Origin of the sequence: Arthrobacter sp. APC 3897, from assembly GCF_030407495.1 — a bacterium.
Lineage (GTDB): Bacteria > Actinomycetota > Actinomycetes > Actinomycetales > Micrococcaceae > Arthrobacter_B.
The window spans coordinates 74,481-92,551 of the sequence record NZ_JASDDG010000004.1; the positions used below are offsets into that span (position 1 = coordinate 74,481).

Here is an 18,071-nt window from a genome sequence, read left to right on the forward strand (position 1 = left end):
CAACGGACAATGCCCCACGCTGTGAGGATGAGAAGGGCCAGGAACGCAGGAGCAGACTCGGCCCACGGGTCGAGTCCAAGAATCGGCTGGAGATCATTCCTCCAGTTGAAGAACGCCAGCTGCAGGAGCGCGAAGACGCCCGACGTCACCAGGACCCATGGGCTACGCATCCATGCCTGCAACCGACTCGGGAAGGACAGTCAGACTTGTCGCTTCGAAGCTGAGCTCGTCCCGGAAGGCCGATACCGTGATCCCTTCCACCTGGACGTAAGATGGAAGCAAGTCCACGGGCTGGAGCGCCGAGGGCACCCGAACCCAAAACTCACCGCCCAGCAGAGAGTTGAGGCGGACGTTCCAGAACGGGACCCCAGCCCTGTCCGTAATCTGTTCTGTCGAACCCTTGCGGGTCCAAGGTGTGCACGCCAGGGCAACGGTCTGCCCGAGGTGTTTGATGCCGTGAGGCAGGATGAGGCGTTTCAATCGAATATCACCGCTTTTGTTGAGGGATACCCACTGCAGAGGAGCTTTCGACTCCTGGCAGACGGGCTGAGATGTTCTCTCCCTTACGGACATGCGTAGATATCCGGTACAAACCAGCCGATAATGATCACGGAATGATAACGATTGAAATTTTCGCGTTCACTTCTTCATGCAGCTTACTGGTGCGCCCGCGCTGCGAAGCAGATAGCTTTCCTTGAACCCCCTTGCCTTTCTCGATCGCAAGCCTTCGGTCTCTCATTCGAGTGAGACAGTCCTTCCCGAGGAACCGGCTTGGGAGGGATGAGCCCCAGGAGCTGCACTGCGACGTTTCCGATGGGAATCGTTTTTATTCTTCCGTGGTGGTTGTTGCGAGCCAGAAGCTTGCAGCGTCCTGCCCGGCTTGCATCGCCAGGAACTCATCCGTCCTGGCTGCCAATGCCGTGGCGGGATCTGCATCCTCGAGGAAGGCCTCTAGCGCAACATTGAGTGAGCGCCTGCCTAGGAATTCTGCGTACTCGCGCACTGATTGCACTACGGCGAAACTCACAGGATTGCCATGCACCAATGCGTTGCGCACTCGGCTCCGGCGAGCCTCCAAGACTGCGCCCTCCTCCGAGTAGTCAATAATGAGAGCGGCATATGACGAGTTATGACTGATGCTCGTAAACATGCGCTCGATCCAGGAGCGCTCGTGCTCGAGGCGGCAGAGAGAAAGGAAGTCATTAGCCCGGTCAGAGAGCATCATAAGGCGAGGTTGCGTCGGATGATCGGACGTCAACTCCCACATCAGTTCATCATGCAGCTCGGATCGGCCATTTTGGCCGACCAGACACATGGCAGCGGCGCGGTGAACGTCGTCATTCCATCGGTCATGGGCCCACTGTTTGCCGAGGAGCTTGAACAAATCGCTTGGCTTCATCGCTGCATGTGATGCCACGTGTTGAACGACGCGATCTGAGAGCGAAACCACGCTGCTGATGTCTGTCTCCGATGGTTTACGCAGAACCATGTCTCGACTGAACGGATGGTCGAGAGTGCTCTGTACCTGAATTGCCGCAGCCAGGAACCGAGGCAACTCTTCGCGAGCGAGCGCTTCCGCAATCTGTGGCCCGTGCCGCTCAATTGCTTTAGCAGTCATGGCTTCCCCCCAAGGGTCGTGAGGGATGCTCGCCTGCTTTGGATTAGCCCAGCGCCCGTACCGCCGCGGCTGCCCCGAGCTAAGAACCGCGTATTGCGCGAGCTGCGGAAAACTACCACCAGAACGGTGGATCGAAACGCTCAGAATCATGTCGACGATCTCAATGGCTCGCTCCAATGCTCCCACGGGAGTGGTTATGCCCAGATCAACGCGCACAAGGGTATCGACGCCATCTTCTTCGTCCCCTGGCTCCGATACGCGAAAGCTGTTGCCAAGTTGCACAAGCCTCCAAAGCTCGTCCTTATGGTTGAAGTCGAATCGGCCTGGCTCAGCGTTCGGAATTGCCCACCGCGCCATGTAAAACGTAACCCGCCCAGCGTCGAAACGTACGTCCATGCGTCCTTTGAAGGCCAACCAGACCACGGTGGTCTGGACTTCGACCGGCGTCCCCACCAAGACGCTTGCGTTCAAGAGACGCTGGTCAAGAGGCGTGTCCTTCTCTCCGCTTGGAAAGTCTTCGGGATCCCGACCGAATGCAACGATTGAGATGAGATCGCGCGCGGCTTGTTCTGCTCTTATCCCTCGTCGCTCCAGCTGATCGAATAGGAGCTCAACAATCTGCCGATACTCGCGCCGAACCAGAGCTTTATTTTGTGACACCGCAATTAGGTCGTCCCAACTCGCGCGCGCTGCATCATCCTCGGCCAGCACTTCCTGCAGATGGGTTGCGGTCCTGTCTACATCAGTCCATACGGAGTCTGTTCGAGTGCCAGGCGGCTGCTCAAGGACGACCCTCAGACTTCCGATTAGGCGATCAAAGGCCTCACTAAATGCAACCAGTGGCATAGCGATGTGTGCTTTGAGCGATGGGCCTATCGCTTTCATGGACTCATCCAGGTCGAGCCGCAACGAGTCACGGTTCGGTCTTGGCTTCCAAGCCTCGGTGCCGTGCGCGAGTTGAACCCACTCTGAGATCTCACTCACGATGGTTGTGAGCGGAAGGATCACGCTCCTACCCCGGCGGAGATCGAATGAGGAAACGAGTGCTTTTAGCCAGTCGGGATCGTCAGCAGACCAGTGATCGCTGACGTTGTATTCGATCATCACAAGCTTTTCATCCTTCACGTTCCATGCTCACTGTAAAGCGCAAATGCCTTCATCTCTGCCTCGACCATAAAGCGACAGTCGTGTATACAACAGTTTGTATCCTTCTTTCAGACAGGGACGTATTGCGAATTAAACCAGCAAGCGAAGTGCCGACTAATACCCGAAAGCTGCCGCTCCCATACGACCTATGCTGCTCTCAGGAGGCGCCAGCCACCTGAGGTGTGCCAGAGGACGGGGTTACGACCTGTATGCGTTGTTGACAATGTCGCATCATGGGCACTGTTCGCATGGACGCTGCACATCCCGGGAAGGCCGGAGGATGCTGAAACGCAACCTATTCATTCCGTGGCAGTCGCCGGGCCTTGAGGAGTACGGGCGGACGGCCAACGCCCGATACAGTGTCCTTCCACACTGCCGCCAAGTCAGGGTTAGACCACTTATCGTAGTGATCTACGCGTCCCTCCATTTGGGATTGCCGCAGAACGAAATGTCGGATATGCAAACGCCATCGGTCTGCCGCAGATAGTCGATGGAAGTGGCGCCTAGCATGCGAAGTTCCGCGAGCCGGGTAGTCCGATTCCTTTTCGTCCGTGAAGTGCTGGACCCAGAGTCAGCCCCCCCGCTCGATCGAGGCTAGTAAAAGGTAACCAACTTTTTCGGAAGTCATCACAGATCGCGGCGATCGCGTTGGGATCTGCCGTATTGCCCCTGTCCCTGACGAGAAAAGCGAGATGCACGTCTAGTGCATCCCGCTCATGCTCGCTCAGACAGCAACCCTGTCCGACACAACGGCGCGGCGTCGTGCATATCTCCGGAAAATGGGCAGGCCCGTAACTCACCCTAGGTCGTTTGATTGTCCCCCCGGCTACAGGACCTACTTCCGTCGGAGCATTCCCTTAGCAAGCCAGCCGACGATGGTACTGGCAAGAAGCACTGCGGCCTGCGCCTCCTCGATTGTCACGTCGGCGTATTCGCCACTGCCATGGCGGTCGTTCTGCCCCTTCCAGAGGAGTTGCAGTATCCCTACAATCTCCAGGGAAGTGTCGGTGCCGTCCCCGTGCTTCATAGCAAAGGTCCAGGAACCACCTTGGTTCCTTAGGTCGCGTATCGCCGTGCCCAGAGTAGCCCGGTCGTTATTGGGAGAAACCAGGGGACAGAGGAGAATCTCAACTGCCCGAACAGCCGCAACATACGCATCAGAGGGCTGAGCGTCCGGCCCGTAAGCCTTGTCCCAAGCTTGGGAAAGCTTCGCCCCTGCCTTATCACTGGTACTTGTTACGGAGGCGACCACATCAACTACTGAGGCAGGCATCCGGGCAACGAGGCCAGTCCGCCCACCGCGCACCCCCACGGCCCACGAGGAGCCACCCGCAGCAAGAGACTTTTCCAGCTCCTGGGCTTCATCATCAGCATGGTAGGACTCCAAAGTTCCCAGCATGTAGTCCAGCAGGTTAGCCATCTTCTCCGGGCTGAGTGTCCTAAGAAAGATCGCAAGGTCGTCGACAGGTGTGTACATTCCGGTAGTAACCCCTAAGGACATCCTGGACGCTGCTTGAAAATTGACCAGAAATTCCCAATACACCCAACGATCCCTAGCCTTGCGGGCGCGTATCCACCTGATTATGGATTCGTAGAGATAGGGCGGCACCCCTTCCCTGAGGGCGAGGAACTCTTCTACCTCTTCCTCAGACGCCCCCAGCGGCGTCCAAGGTGCGATGCTTCCGGACAAGATACCCCCATAGTTCTGCGTGGCGGCAGCTAGCCTCCACGGTAGAAGTGATCACCCCGGTTGAGGTCCACTCGCATAAGCCTACTAACCAGGGCTGACGCCCTGTAGTACCACCGGAGTTGCTCGCCACTTCGCTAGGCCGGAGTATCACAAAATGCAGTGCATGACGAGGATCTCCCAATGGTTCAACTGTGTGGGGAAGGTCGTGACCGACCTTCCACCCGGGTCTTAGTCATCGATGTACGTCGTCGAACATATCCCGGCCGTCCTCGGTGGATCCAGGCTCCTCGTAAGGTCTCTCCCAATCTTCCTCAGGAGCAGGCTCATAAAATTCGATGAGGTCGTTGCGGTCACTTTCCGCAGACTTCGAGGCCTTACGGAACTCTCTGGTAGCCGAAGGATCTCCGAGACCTTGGAAGTAGTCGCCGTAGTTGTCGAAGCATTCGATTAATGGAGCGAAGTACTCTTCGGGATCATCTTCCGAACTCCAATCATCGGACCAAGAGTTAACAACGCCATTGATATCCGGCAACAGTTCTTCCCGCAAACGTTCCACTAGGGCCAATGTCTCTTCATGTGTATGGAGGCTAAGAACGTGGTCACTGAGCCAGCTGTCGTCGGGAACATCCAAGGCCCTCTCTGACGACTCGCGAACAATCCAAGTGCGGGATGCTTCCTCGAGCAGGCCCAAACTGTGCAGCCGGGCGCACAGCCTTATCACCATCGACTGGTCGAATCGTTCGCCCCTCGGTAGCAGCCGGGAGACTAAAGAAGGGTCCGCCTCGATCATCAGGCGAAGGAACTCGTCAGAAGTCCCCTCATAGAGGAAGCTGGAATACCGTAGTTCCTGAAGCCCAATGGAGGATAAGTTGTCCTTGTCTGCAACGTATCCGCAGAGGCGTTTGACCACGTTTTTATAAAGACTTCGAGGTACGTTCACAACATTTCCAAGCCCGGTCTTCTTTCTTTGTCCCCCGCAACTCAGCTTTTCAACAATGTTTGACGGAGACAATCCTTCCACAAATACGCCGAGGAGCTGCGGATCGTTCGAGATCAATCCAGCAAATCCCTCCCTAAGGGTTGGGTGCCAGAATTGCCAGTGTGGCTCATCAACGCTTTCGACATAACGAACAAAGGAACCCGTCATAGCACGCAGAGCGGCACTGACCTGGCCAACATTGGTTCCAAGATTATTCAAGATCTCTCGGTATATGCCCAGATTTGGTATCGGAGACGGTAAACCGTCGACACTCATATATACAAGCGACAATGCAGCCTTATAATGAACATCTAAAGCCTCAAAAATCTCCGCAGTAAACTCGTTGTTACGTTCAAAGAAGCGGTGGATTGTTGTCCGACTGATCAATAGCCCTCGCGTGAACTCTTTCGCCCCTAGGCGCCGAGCGATTTCCGGCTTGAACGATGATAGCTCTGCAACTTCATGCAGGAAGGGGCGCAACTCCTCCTTGAAGGAACTGTCCTGATTTCCCAGTTTTATATGGTTGTACAGCATTCGCTTTTTTTCGATGAGACTCAGATCAGCAAGATCAATAATTACTTGTTTATCTTTCAATAGAGGAAACGTGTACGTCTTGACCATACTCTGCGCTTCATTCCATATATATCCGCGCGAGGTTAGGACCACCTTTGCACCTCCAGAAATAGCGGCCCTGATCGCAGGGGCGTGAGAAATCCAATTCTCCGCTTTCGATGGGTCAAACCGCACAGAGCCGAACACATCGTCGAGCCAGAAAAACTGACCTGGTTCGTGGGGGTTCCAGCCGCTTACTAGCGCCTCAGGGGTGGTTGGTCTTTGGACAAGGCAGTCCCACTCGTGCATTGCGGCAGCAGCTAAAGTTGAGGCTATAACAGACTTACCTGAGGCCGGGTCCCCCAAAAGAAGAACGAACCCATGTCTCTGTACGGCCTCCACAGCTCGTCTGTGGGAATCTGTTGGTACGAAGGTCGCTAGATCTTGACCAAGTGAGGCAAGTAGGGCCTTCGCTTGATCGTGTCGTCGTTCATCGAGAATTGTTGAGAGGTCACCTAAACCATACACGCGAGGAACAAAGCGTCTAAGATTAGAATTACTTGAAATCGCTAAGCTAATGCGGCTACGCTCAAAAAGCATAAAATGCTGAACCCCAGCAGACTTGAGAGCCGTCTCTATTTTTCCGGCGGCGTCTCCCGAAACTGTTGCATTAGTCATCAGGATGTATGAATCACAGCGGCCGTCTTTGACTAGCTTTCTGGCTTTATCGATCTCTCCAGTGAGATGCGAAAGGGATATGGCAGCATCGTCCCTAGTCGTTGCCTTGCATTGCACGACCACATTTCCGCTTAGAGCGCTGGCAGGATCTCCATCTGGGTTCCACACACCCTCAAAAGCGCCATCGCGCCCACCATCGTTGGAGTCAGCGAAAGACTGAACCGTCTGGCCCAACTCTTCGCGCATCACAACCAGACATAGGTCCTGAAACGCTCGCCAGCCCAGCGTATGAAGGGCAAAATTTGGACTGGCCACCGCGATCGCAGCACCGTTTCGGACTGGCATATATTGGTACTTTCTCGTCTGGTAGCAAACGGATATTCACACCGCCCAAATCAGATAGTACCCAACACGGCGCGAGCAATGAATTTGCGGATGTTGACCGCCCAGTGGCGGCGGGTGATGTCCGGAATCACGACGTGCAGGCGTGAACCGTCCGGCAGCGACGCGTCAACAAACGGGGAGGAGAGATCCAGTCTGCGGCCTGAACTCTTGAGCATCCGTTCCACGAGGTCCCGCACCTGGTCCGCGGACAGGACCAGCGAGGTCAGCTCCGACCGCCCGTCGCGTGCCGCATAGATCTCAGCGGGTGAATTAATCCAGACTTCCTCCACCGTGGGGTCATCCAGCAACGGCTGGAGGGCTCCGAACCCGGCCACGGCATCAAGTACGCGCCGGCGGGCAGGCTCCAGCGCACCCAGCGGCGGCAGCGAGCCAAGGAGGGAACGCTCGTCGTAATCGGTCACCGCGTCCTCGACGAGGCGGCGGACCTCCGCGGGCTGGCTGGCGGGGTCAAGGCCCCGCAGCCGGATCAGCTCCCGGACCTCATCCTCCACAATTGCAACGGCGTCCACTAACGTTCCCCCGGACTAAAGCACGGACAGGACGGCTGTTTCCATCCCGGCCGTGAGACTGGTGCAGCCTGTTTGCGGCCACGGGGGTCAGATTAGGAGACTGACCGGGCAGATACGAGAGTGTTTTCGGAACTGTGGATAAGCAGGTAGTTCCTACTCGTTCCCGATCAGGGGCATTGTCCGTGCAGCAGCCCGCTCCTACTCTTGGACCAGCCCGAGGGGACTTTGGACACCGGAGAGAGGACGTATCACTGACATGCATGCCGTCGATATCCTGTTGCCCTACTACGGCGACGTAAAGCTCATGAAAGCAGCGGTGGACAGCGTGCTTGCGCAGACCCTTGGGGACTGGCGCCTGACAGTTCTGGATGACGCCTACCCGGACCCGGAGCCGCAGCGCTGGTTCGCGTCGCTGGAAGATCCGCGCGTCACCTATCTGCGCAACGAAACCAACCTCGGCGCCAATGGAAACTACCGGAAAGCCCTGGACATGGCCCGGGCCCCGATCGTCGTCATCATGGGGGCCGACGACGTTATGCTGCCGTCCTATCTGGAGCACGTTGTTGCCCTGCTGGAAAAGCATCCGGAAGCCTCAGTGGCGCAGCCGGGCGTGGAGATCATCAACGAAACAGGACACCGCGCCAAAACTCTTACCGACTCCGTGAAGTCCCTGACCGCCCCTTCCGGGCCGTATCCGGCATTGGTTGGCGGTGAGCGGATGGCTGCCAGCCTCCTCAGGGCCGGCTGGCATTATTTTCCAGCCATGGCCTGGCGGCGGGAGGCCATTGCCCGCTTTGGTTTCCGTCCCGAGTTTGATGTTGTCCAGGATCTGGCACTGCTGGTGGACATTGCCGCGGCCGGCGGATCCATCGTGGTGGACGACGCCGTTTCGTTCCAATACCGGCGCCACGCATCGTCTGACTCTTCAGTGCGGGCAGCAGACGGACGCCGCTTCGACGAAGAGCGCCGGTACTTTCGGGAACAAACCGACCGGTTCCGGGACCAGGGCTGGCCTCGTGCCGAACGGGCGGCCCGCCTCCACTGGACGTCAAGGCTCAATGCCCTGACGGTGCTTCTGGCTTCCCTGCGGCGTCCCTCGGTGCACACGGCACAGAACATGACCCGTCACATCGTCGGGTGACGAAAGCCGCCCGGCCGCGGGTCCGGGTTATTGGGCCGGGTAGCCGGGAGCCGCCGGAAGACGGAAATACTCCTCCAGCGTGCCGATACCTGATGCGTGAACGGCTTGGGCCAGGTCCACGCCCACGTAACGCAGGTGCCACGGCTCGTAGGCGTAGCCGGTCACGGCAGAGGACCCGGCCGGATACCGGACAATAAACCCGAACCGGTGGGCGTTTTCTGCTGCCCAGACTCCGGCCGGAGTGTCTGCAAAGCAGGCCTGCAAAGAACAGGCGCCGTCCGCGGCGGCTATGTCCACGGCCAGCCCGGTTTGGTGCTCGCTGTAGCCGGGCCGGGCTGAGATGGCATCTGCCTGTTCCTGCCCGTACTGCGAGGTGTACCCGCTGTACAGCGCCGACTGTGTCTCGAAGGGACGGTACCCGCTGATGGCCCGGACCGTCACGCCGTCGGCGGCAGCCGCCTCCTGCATGAGCTTCAGCGCTTCCGCCGTTTCAGCACGCAGAAGCTGTCCGTCGACACTCAGGAGGTCCTCAGGAGCATAATCTTCCGGGTTCAGCGGGCGTTCTTTGTTGACGACGACGGCGGTGTTCTCCGGGTTGTCGATGTCCAGGTCCGCTGTGGCCGGCGCGGCGGGACGCCACGAAATGGTGCCGCGCTGGAAGTTTTGCGAACAGATACCGTCGCTGCAGGCCGGGCCGGCGACCGGGTAACCCAGCGGCCCGTTCTCGAAGGAGTGTGCAGCCCAGGCGTCGCGGATGGCACCCCACGAGGGCTGGGCTCCCGTGGCCGGGGACCACACAATTCCGCCGTGTTCATAGCTGCGGTAACAACCGCCGTCGCGCAGTCCGCAGGTCTCTGCGCCCGCAGGCCTGCCGAGCCCGCTGTCCGTTCCGCCAAGCCGCTCATACTCCCGGTCAATGGCTGTTTCTGCCCGCTCGACGCCTGTTAGGGCTGCCGGAGAGGCGACGGCGGCAGTGGCTCCCCCCACAATCAGGGTCAGGGCACAGGCCGCCGCGGACAGGACCGGGAACCTCTGTCCTGTCCGGGCGGCCGCTGGTGTCTTAACCGTGGCGCGGCCCCTGCAGTCCGTCACCGTGGTGAGTCGCCGGTGAGCTTTCGTTCTCAGTCCCGCCCTGGCCGGACGGCGGAGACAGTGCTTCGACACGGGCGGTGAGCTTGTCCAGAGCCGCTCGGAGAATGGCTGCCTCTTCGGCCAGCGCTCTCGTTTCGTCCTCTACCACCGATATCTCCAGAGACAGGTGCAGGCACACGCCCAGGACCAGGAAGATCGCCAAAGTAAAGAGGAGGTTGGCAGGAATAGCGAACCCTGCCAGATCGGAGGCCCAGCCCAGGAGCTGCGGGAAGCCTGCCAGGACGATGATCAGCAGGCCGACAATGACCCACAGGACAGCGTACTTTTCCTTCAGCTTGCGCTGGCGCAGCAGCAGGACCACCCAGCAGACCACTGCCAGGGCAAGGATGAACGGTACGAGGGTGGTGGTCATTTCGCTGCGCTCCGGTCGGTTACCACGCTGGTCTTCTTGCGTGACATGGCAATGAGCAGGGCGAAGCCGCTGCGTGCCAGGTAGATGGCCGCCTTGGCCGGGTTGTGGCTGGGCTGCCCGCCCTGGCGTGGCCGCATTTCCACCGGCACCTGGGTTACGGTCAGTCCGGACCGGACGGCGACAACCAGTGAATCGATCGTGTCACCCAGGTACTCGGCCGGATAATGCTCACAGTACTGTTCAATGGCACGGGCGTTGCCGGCACGGAATCCGGACGTCACGTCGGTCAGGCGGGTTTTGGCGATCCTGGAGATGGACCACCCCAGGAAGGACATGGCCCACTTCCGCGGGCCGCGCACTTCGTAGCTGCCCTTGTCCGCAAACCGCGCTCCAATGGAGATGTCTGCGTGCTGCAGGCCGTCAACAACGCTGATCAGGTCTTTGGGATCATGCTGGCCGTCTGCATCTACCTGAATGACCCGCCCGTAACCGTGCCTCCTGGCATATTTGAAGCCGGCCCGCATGGCTCCGCCCACGCCAAGGTTGAACGGCAGGCGCAGCACGGTGGCACCGGCGGCTTCTGCTATGTCGGCTGTGCCGTCGGAGGACCCGTCATCAACGACGAGGACGTCGGCGTTGGGGACGGCACCCAGGACTTCCGTCACCGTGTTGCCGACGGACTCCGACTCGTTCCATGCCGGCATGATGACCAAAATGCGGTCTTCAACGGCCGGGGAAGTACGCCTGTCCGTGGCTGTCTCGTGATTATTCTGCCCGCTCAGTGGTTCCAACTCCTACATAGTGATGAAAGCGTGGTGCTTCCCCGCTGTGTTCCGGGAAAATAACGGCGTCCCCTACTAAAGTATCTCAGGGCGCTGCATCGTGCAGATCGATAACGTATCTCAGGGCGCTGTACCGTGCACATCGGGTGTCCCCGGAACCTGCCGCGTGCCACAGCCGGAACGTACCGGCAACCGGTCCCGCTCACCCGTAATGCCGGGATTCACCGCACCAAAGGCTAGAATTGGTCGCGGCCCTATGGCTCACCGTCTACGCCCCGGAGGCTCCCTACATGGACTGGCTTAGCGCCGCACCCGCCCTGATGATCGCCCTGCTCATCCTGATTATCCCCGGTTTTGCCGTCGGGCTGGTGCTTCGCATCCGGATCTTCGACGCGATTGCGCTGGCGCCCCTGATCACGGTGACCCTCATCAGCGTCTCGGCCATTGTAGCGTCCGTTATTGGCCTTCCATGGAACATCGGCGTGGTTGCTGCGGCCACCTTGGCCGCCCTCGTGATCGCTTTCCTGTTCCGGCTGGCAGAAGGCCGGCTGCGGACGAAGCCACTGCCCCGGAAGCAAACCCCGTTTTCCCGTGAGCTCCTGTATGCCGGCGGTGCCCTGATAGCCTTCCTGCTCATTGGCTGGCAGGTTGCCCGCGTCATTGGTGTGCCGGACAACTTCTCCCAGACCTTTGACAACAACTTCCATTTGAACGCAGTGCGCTATGTGCTGGAAACCGCCGACGCCTCCTCGCTGACCCTGAATTCGATGACTTCCGGTGATCAGCCTGCAACGTTCTACCCTGCTGCCTGGCACGGGCTGACTGCACTTGTCATCCAACTGTCGGGTGCACACCTCACGGTGGGAGTCAGCGCCGTGAGCATTGCCATAGCCGCTGCCGTCTGGCCGCTGAGCCTTCTCTTCGCAGTCCGTCAGCTCGTCCGGCTGGTTCCGGCTGCGGTTCTGGGTGCCGGGATCCTTGCCGGCAGCTTCGCGGCGTTCCCCCTTCTCCTGCTGGATTTCGGCGTCCTTTATCCCAACCTCCTGTCATTGGCGATGGTCCCGGCGGGTCTGGCGTTGGGTGCCATCGTGCTAAAGCAGGCCCCGGCAGCAGTCCTGGATGCCCCGCGCGCCTGGCTGCTGGCTGCGCTGACCCTTCCCGGCATTGCCGTGGCCCACCCCAACGGCATCATGACGCTGATCGCCCTGGCGCTGCCCGTCCTGATCTCCGCCTACGTTTTCCGTCTCCGGGACCTGGCGGCCTCCAAGGCCGCACCAGTCCGCTATGTTCTTCCGACCGTTCTGTTTGCCGCGGCCTGGGGCATCATTATCGTGTTGTGGAACCTTGTCCGTCCCGCTCCGGAGGATGCTTTCTGGGGCAATGTACAAACAGTTCCCCGCGCCGTAGGTGAGGCTCTCCTGCTCGGCCCCCTTGGCGCACCGGCTGCCTGGACTGCCAGCATCCTCGTGATCGTGGGTATCGTTGCCTGCTTCCGGCAGCCGCGCCTGCTGTGGGTTGCCGGCTCGCTTGCCGTTGCCGTTGCCCTCTTCGCGGTGTCATCCGGAACTCCCATCTCGGACACCCGCATGTTCCTGACCGGGGTTTGGTATAACGACTCCCAGCGGCTCGCTGCGGTCCTCCCGCTGGCCGCTGCTCCCCTGGCGGTACTGGGACTGAACTTTATTCTCAAGCCGCTGACTGCGTTCGCCGGAACTGCCATCGCCCGCAGCCGGATGAACGGCACCACCGCCGCGGCAGCATCCGTGGTCCTTACCGTGGTTCCGGCCCTGGTGCTTTTCCCCCTGACCCAGGGCAACAGCATGGACACGGCAGTTGCCAAGGCGCGCGTCAATTACATCCCCACCGACACTGCGTCCCTGCTGACCAATGATGAGCTGGAAATGATTGACAGGCTGGACGAGCTTACTCCCGATGACGCGGTCATCGCCGTCAATCCCTGGACGGGCGGAGCACTTGCGTATGCGCTTGGCGACCGCGAAACCACCCACAAGCACATCTTCTCCACCAGTACGCCGGAGCTGGACATTATCGATACCAGCCTCAGGGAGGCCGAAGATGCCCCGGGCGTCTGCGAAGCGGTTGAAGCAACCGGCGTGGGGTATGTTCTGGACTTCGGTGACCAGGAGGTCCACGGCGGTGACCACCCCTATCCCGGACTGGACGATCTGGAAACCGACGCAGACTTCAAGCTGATCAGCAGTGTCGGCGACGTCCGGCTCTACGAATTCATCGGGTGCTGACGCCGTCCCGGCAGCACTGAGCCGGCACCTGCGCAGAACGACGACGGCGGCCGTCCCCCTGGGGGCGGCCGCCGTTCTTTAATGTCTTTGGACTCGACGGGTCAGCTGCCGAACGCGTGCCGCAGCAGGATCGGCACAGCACGGGTGTTCCCCGAGCGGAGGGCACCGGGAACCAGGACCAGAGCATGCGCACGGGAGGTCAGGTGCAGCCCCGCGGCCCGCCGGGTGCGCGACCACCCCTTGTCTGCCGTCAAACGGGCAGCGAGAGAGAAGAAGCGGCGCTCCCCCTCGAACCGGCTGCCGTCCACCAGTTCCAGCGAAGACGCACTGGAGCTGTGGCGGCGGTAGCAGAACACTGTGTCCGGAAGCACCATCAGGTCTTCGCCGTCCAGGATCAGGTCCAGAATCAGGGCCAGGTCCTGGATGACCGAGAAGTCGTTGCGGAAGTCATGGGTCTGGATGGCGTCCCGGCGGAAGGCCAGAGACGGCCAGTAGAGCCAGTTTCCGTGCATCAGGCCTGCCATCAGGCGGTCTCCGTGGAGCGTGCGGACAGGCGGCGTCCTCGGACGAAGCACCTTTTGCTTCACGCTGTCCGCCAGCGTGACGGATCTGTTGCCGTGCTCATCCACCACTTGGACTCCCGGCTGGATGATCCCAACCCGGGGAGCCGCGCGGTGGGCGGCCATAACCGCCTCGACGTAGCCCGGAAGCATGAAATCGTCGCAGCCCATGATCACCACCCGCGGCTCGGTGGCCATCTGTGCACAGCGGCGGAAGTTCTCCGTAATGCCGCAGTTTTCCGGGTTGCGGATATACCGGATCCGCGGTTCCCCCGCCAGCCCGGCAAAGTAGTCATCAACGGCGAGGTCCGGATGAGCATCGTTGACAACGGTCAGGCGCCAATGGGGACTCGTCTGGCTGAGGACGCTTTCCACTGCAGTCCGCAAATAGCCAAGATCTCCCCAGAACGGAATGTAGATGCCCAGCACTTCCGGCTCGGCGGTCATGAATTTTCTCCCAGATTCCGTACGTAGCTCTCCAGGCGCTTGGACGCGGCCTCGGGCACGAACCCGGCCGCCTCTAGCTTGCCCAGGTCCAGGGTGGAGCGCAGCGGCCGCGGAGCCACGCCCTCCTTGCCCGCGAAGTACTCCGCGGTGGTCACACCCGTGACGTCGGTTCGGCTTCGTCCCGCAAGCTCGAAAACCTCGGCGGCGATCTCAGCCCAGGAAGCCTCGGGCCCGCTGTTCGTCAGGTTGTACGTACCGTACGGGGCACCGGACTCCAGCAGATACCGGATACCGGCGGCCAGGTCCCCGGTGAACGTCAGCCGGCCGATCTGGTCATTGACCACCGACGGCGAGATTCCCCGGGCGGCCAGCGAGGCCATGGTCTTCACGAAGTTGCTCCCGTCCCCGATCACCCAGGACGTGCGCACAATGTAGTGCGCCGGCACCGCTGAGACCGCCGCGTCACCGGCAGCCTTGGACTGCCCGTACACGCCCAGCGGAGAGAACGGCTCGTCCTCGCCGTGCAGCGGTACGGTGCCGTCAAAAACATAATCTGAGGACACCTGCACCAGCGTGATCCGGTGCTGGGCGGCAACCCGGGCCAGCCGGGCCGCTGCAGCCGCGTTAATCGCCCAGGCCGCAACCCGGCCCTCGGCTGTTTCAGCGGCGTCCACGGCCGTGTACGCGGCGGCGTTGATGACCGCCGAGTAGTTCTTCCAGTTCCGGGACGCGAAGGACTCGGGATCGGTGAGGTCAAAGTCGGTGCGGGCAGCGAACTCAACGTTCCCCGCGCCGTCGTACTCAGCGCGCAGGGCACGGCCCAGCTGACCGTCCGCCCCCAGGACCAGGATCTTCTTCGGCGGCATCGGCACCACATCGGCCAGCCGGGGATGGGCCCTGTCCTTGTCCGAGAGCTCCGCCTGCTCCAGCGGGATCGGCCACCGGATGGCCGCGGTCTCGTCCGCGAGGTTCAGGAACGTGTACTGGCCCTGGGCATCAGCGCTCCAGTGGTCGTTCACCAGGTACGTGTAGGCGGTGTTGTCTTCCAGGGTCTGGAAAGCGTTGCCCACCCCGCGGGGAATGAAGATCGCCGTGTCCGGGCCCATCTCCGCGGTGAAGACCGTGCCGAAGGACGGGCCTTCGCGCAGGTCCACCCAGGCGCCGAAAATCCGTCCGGTGGCCACGGAAATGTACTTGTCCCACGGTTCGGCGTGGATGCCGCGGGTCGTGCCGGCCAACTCATTGAAGGAAATATTGTTCTGCACCGGTCCGAAGTCCGGCAGCCCCAGCGCGGTCATCTTGGACCGCTGCCAGTTTTCCTTGAACCAGCCCCGGTTGTCCCCGTGGACGGGCAGGTCATAGAGCACAACCCCGGGAATGGGCGTGGAACGGGCGGCCAGGGGCTTGGAGAATTCGACGGTCATGGCGTTACTGGCCCTGGACCTTGTATTTGGCTTCGGTGGCATCCTTTTGCGGCCGCCACCAGTCCTCGTTGTCCCGGTACCAGGCAATGGTGTCGGCCAGTCCCTGCTCGAAGTTGGAGAACTGCGGCTCCCAGCCCAGCTCGGAACGCAGCTTGGCAGAATCAATGGCGTAGCGCAGGTCATGCCCTGGACGGTCAATGACCTGGTCATAGGCATCCGCCGGCTGGCCCATCTGCGTGAGGATCAGCTCCACGACGTCTTTGTTGTTCTTCTCCCCGTCAGCACCGATCAGGTAGGTCTGACCAATCTCACCCTTTTCGATGATGGTCAGCACCGCGGAGGAATGGTCATTGGCGTGGATCCAGTCCCGCACGTTCTCCCCGGCCCCGTAGAGCTTGGGCCGGACGCCGTCGATCACGTTGGTGATCTGGCGGGGAATGAACTTTTCCACGTGTTGGTACGGCCCGTAGTTGTTGGAGCAGTTGCTGATGGTGGCCTGCAGCCCGAAGGACCGCACCCAGGCACGCACCAACAGGTCCGAACCGGCCTTCGTGGAGGAATACGGGCTGGAAGGGTTGTACGGGGTGGCTTCGGTGAACCGTTCCGGGTCATCCAGTTCCAGGTCGCCGTAGACCTCGTCCGTGGAGATGTGGTGGAAGCGGGTGCCGTGCTTCCGGGCCGCTTCGATCAGCGTGTAGGTGCCGATGATGTTCGTGTCCAGGAACGGACGCGGGTCATGCAGCGAATTGTCATTGTGGGACTCCGCGGCATAATGCACCACAACGTCGGCCCCGCCCACCAGCCGGTCCACCAGGGCGGCATCGCAGATGTCCCCCACCACCAGGGTGAAACGGGCCGGGTCCAGGCCCTGCAGGGAGGCACGGTTGCCGGCATAGGTGAGCTTGTCCAGCACCGTAACCTGCGCATCGGTGTGCTCGAGGACGTAATGGACGAAGTTTGACCCAATAAAACCGGCACCGCCGGTCACCAGAAGTTTCTGCATAATTTAACCCTACCTGCCCGTCAGGGCACCGTTGTCCGGGGGTTTCCCCGCTGACAGCCCCGCGTTCAGGGGGCCGTGGTGCTGCGCTTGGTCCCGCCGGAGGCCGGTGACGCCGGCCCTGAGCGGACAATGACCCACAGGTGCACCGCGATGCCGCAGAGCGGACCTGCCGCGAGGCTGATGATGGTCCGGGTCTCGATGTCCAGCGGCAGCCAGAGCATGGCGAAGGACACCACGCAGGCGGTGACCCAGCCCAGCGAGTAGGCCCGGTGCCGGTTGGAGGCAATGGTCAGCGCGCCGGTCAGGGTGAGCAGCGCCAGGAATCCGGCGTCGAACGTTAGTGCAGCCAGCACCGCCGGCGACATTTCATAGTGTTCGCCAAAGAAGGCCACCATGAGCCAGGGGCCAAGAAGCCATGCCGCGGCGGCGCCCGCCACTGCCACTCCAGTCACCAGACCGAAAATGGGAGCCACTGCCTTCAGCCCCTCGGACCGCCGGGACATGAAGTGGGTGATGGCAACGCCCTGGTACGCCTGCAGAGGGATCATCAGGGGCGCACGAGTCAGCGACAGCGCCATGAGAAGGGCGGCAGATTCCAGATACACGGAATCCGTTGTGGTCAGGCGCAGCAGGACAGGAAAACCAACCACCAGTGATGCACTGGCCGCCGCGGCCATGCAGGCATGCCAGACAGTCCGCAGGTAGGGCCGAAGGCTTGCATCGGACCGCTGCAGAAAGGCCCTGCGGCTTTGGGAAGAGAAAAGCACAAACAGCAGCCAGGCTGCTGTGCCCGCGGCGGTTGCCCATGCCAGACCCGTTACCGTTGCGCCGATGAGGACCACCGCGACCAGGACGGCGAGACGAACCGCCGACTCGGAGGCAATCATTCGCGAGTACGTCCCCCAGCGTCCCAGCCCGCCGAACTGCCCCATCATCACCGCGTGACCGGAGTAGAAGACAGCAGTGACGCAAACCGCCGGAACAAGTGCCGGGGCGTAGCTGCCGAAGATCGGCGGCGCCCACAGAGGGGAAGCCGCAGCCAGGACAAGGCCTGTCCCCAGGCCCACTGCCAGAGCAACCGGGCCCATGCGCGGCCGGCGCCTCCCGTCAGACGCTTCCACGGACGCGGAACCGGAAGCCTCAAGGCTGCGTGCGGTCCTGGCGGCGCGGGTTGTCTCGACGGCGATGCCGCCCAGCACTCCAATGACCAGGAAGACCACAGACCAAAAGGTCAGGAAGGCGGCGTTGTCCTGTTTGTCCAGCGTGCGGGCCGCCACCACGATTACGACATAACCTACGGCTGCGGAAGCCAGCGAAGCTGCGCCCACTCCTGCGGCCGAAGCCTGACCCATACCCTTTTCAGCGGTTTCCG

At 61.0% G+C, this 18,071-nt stretch carries 12 protein-coding genes and 1 pseudogene; 2 read left to right on the forward strand and 11 right to left on the reverse strand.

The window, feature by feature from the left end; translation table 11 throughout:
• Window positions 1-826 precede the first annotated feature (826 nt).
• The 4 genes and pseudogenes from QMA10_RS03545 to QMA10_RS03560 form a co-directional block, all read right to left on the reverse strand.
• The gene (locus QMA10_RS03545; protein ID WP_290166252.1) at window positions 827-2,743 is read right to left on the reverse strand and encodes a hypothetical protein; all 1,917 of its coding nucleotides are present in this window, start codon (window positions 2,741-2,743) and stop codon (window positions 827-829) included.
• A gap of 856 nt (window positions 2,744-3,599) precedes the next feature.
• Complete coding sequence (locus QMA10_RS03550) at window positions 3,600-4,454, reverse strand: hypothetical protein (RefSeq protein ID WP_290166253.1); 855 nt, start codon at window positions 4,452-4,454, stop codon at window positions 3,600-3,602.
• Window positions 4,455-4,686: 232 nt separating this feature from the next.
• The gene (locus QMA10_RS03555) at window positions 4,687-7,008 is read right to left on the reverse strand and encodes a restriction endonuclease (protein WP_290166254.1); all 2,322 of its coding nucleotides are present in this window, start codon (window positions 7,006-7,008) and stop codon (window positions 4,687-4,689) included.
• Between the two features lie 68 nt (window positions 7,009-7,076).
• Window positions 7,077-7,577 (reverse strand): annotated as a pseudogene (locus tag QMA10_RS03560) (CpaF family protein); the annotation flags it as partial.
• A 256-nt stretch (window positions 7,578-7,833) separates the two neighbouring features.
• On the opposite strand from QMA10_RS03560, the gene QMA10_RS03565 reads away from it, so the two are divergent.
• Window positions 7,834-8,718, forward strand: coding sequence for a glycosyltransferase family 2 protein (locus QMA10_RS03565; RefSeq protein WP_290166255.1), 885 nt, complete (start codon window positions 7,834-7,836; stop codon window positions 8,716-8,718).
• Window positions 8,719-8,745: 27 nt separating this feature from the next.
• Here QMA10_RS03565 and QMA10_RS03570 read toward each other — a convergent pair whose 3' ends face one another.
• The 3 genes from QMA10_RS03570 to QMA10_RS03580 are packed head-to-tail and all read right to left on the reverse strand — an operon-like array spanning window position 8,746 to window position 10,938.
• Window positions 8,746-9,810: a D-alanyl-D-alanine carboxypeptidase family protein gene (locus QMA10_RS03570; RefSeq protein ID WP_290166256.1), complete on the reverse strand. Its 1,065-nt coding sequence runs from the start codon at window positions 9,808-9,810 to the stop codon at window positions 8,746-8,748.
• Window positions 9,779-10,222, reverse strand: coding sequence for a DUF2304 domain-containing protein (locus QMA10_RS03575; protein ID WP_290166257.1), 444 nt, complete (start codon window positions 10,220-10,222; stop codon window positions 9,779-9,781). Before QMA10_RS03575 ends, QMA10_RS03570 begins: the two co-directional genes overlap by 32 nt.
• Entirely contained in the window at window positions 10,219-10,938 is a 720-nt protein-coding gene (locus QMA10_RS03580) for a glycosyltransferase family 2 protein (protein ID WP_290166308.1), read from the reverse strand. The genes QMA10_RS03575 and QMA10_RS03580 overlap by 4 nt, the downstream gene beginning before the upstream one ends.
• 308 nt (window positions 10,939-11,246) lie before the next feature.
• Between QMA10_RS03580 and QMA10_RS03585 the strand changes: the two genes are divergently transcribed.
• On the forward strand, window positions 11,247-13,265 hold the full coding sequence (locus tag QMA10_RS03585; protein ID WP_290166258.1) for a DUF6541 family protein: 2,019 nt from the start codon (window positions 11,247-11,249) through the stop codon (window positions 13,263-13,265).
• Between the two features lie 101 nt (window positions 13,266-13,366).
• On the opposite strand, the gene QMA10_RS03590 is transcribed toward QMA10_RS03585, so the two are convergent.
• From QMA10_RS03590 to QMA10_RS03605, 4 genes are all read right to left on the reverse strand, one after another.
• Window positions 13,367-14,272, reverse strand: coding sequence for a glycosyltransferase (locus QMA10_RS03590; protein ID WP_290166259.1), 906 nt, complete (start codon window positions 14,270-14,272; stop codon window positions 13,367-13,369).
• Window positions 14,269-15,696, reverse strand: a complete 1,428-nt coding sequence (locus QMA10_RS03595; protein ID WP_290166260.1) for a bifunctional dTDP-4-dehydrorhamnose 3,5-epimerase family protein/NAD(P)-dependent oxidoreductase — start codon at window positions 15,694-15,696, stop codon at window positions 14,269-14,271. The genes QMA10_RS03590 and QMA10_RS03595 overlap by 4 nt, the downstream gene beginning before the upstream one ends.
• Before the next feature lie 4 nt (window positions 15,697-15,700).
• Window positions 15,701-16,699 carry a dTDP-glucose 4,6-dehydratase gene (gene rfbB / locus QMA10_RS03600; protein WP_290166261.1) on the reverse strand — a complete coding sequence of 333 codons (999 nt, stop codon included), beginning with the start codon at window positions 16,697-16,699 and terminating at the stop codon, window positions 15,701-15,703.
• A gap of 65 nt (window positions 16,700-16,764) precedes the next feature.
• On the reverse strand, window positions 16,765-18,051 hold the full coding sequence (locus QMA10_RS03605; protein WP_290166262.1) for a hypothetical protein: 1,287 nt from the start codon (window positions 18,049-18,051) through the stop codon (window positions 16,765-16,767).
• Window positions 18,052-18,071 lie beyond the last annotated feature (20 nt).

What these genes read in the sequence shown, in the direction of transcription:
- QMA10_RS03575 (WP_290166257.1), bottom strand. Translation starts at nt 10,222, where the DNA reads ATGACCACCACCCTCGTACCGTTCATCCTTGCCCTGGCAGTGGTCTGC.
- QMA10_RS03565 (WP_290166255.1), top strand. Translation starts at nt 7,834, where the DNA reads ATGCATGCCGTCGATATCCTGTTGCCCTACTACGGCGACGTAAAGCTC.
- QMA10_RS03595 (WP_290166260.1), bottom strand. Translation starts at nt 15,696, where the DNA reads ATGACCGTCGAATTCTCCAAGCCCCTGGCCGCCCGTTCCACGCCCATT.
- QMA10_RS03605 (WP_290166262.1), bottom strand. Translation starts at nt 18,051, where the DNA reads ATGGGTCAGGCTTCGGCCGCAGGAGTGGGCGCAGCTTCGCTGGCTTCC.
- QMA10_RS03590 (WP_290166259.1), bottom strand. Translation starts at nt 14,272, where the DNA reads ATGACCGCCGAGCCGGAAGTGCTGGGCATCTACATTCCGTTCTGGGGA.
- rfbB (WP_290166261.1), bottom strand. Translation starts at nt 16,699, where the DNA reads ATGCAGAAACTTCTGGTGACCGGCGGTGCCGGTTTTATTGGGTCAAAC.
- QMA10_RS03555 (WP_290166254.1), bottom strand. Translation starts at nt 7,008, where the DNA reads ATGCCAGTCCGAAACGGTGCTGCGATCGCGGTGGCCAGTCCAAATTTT.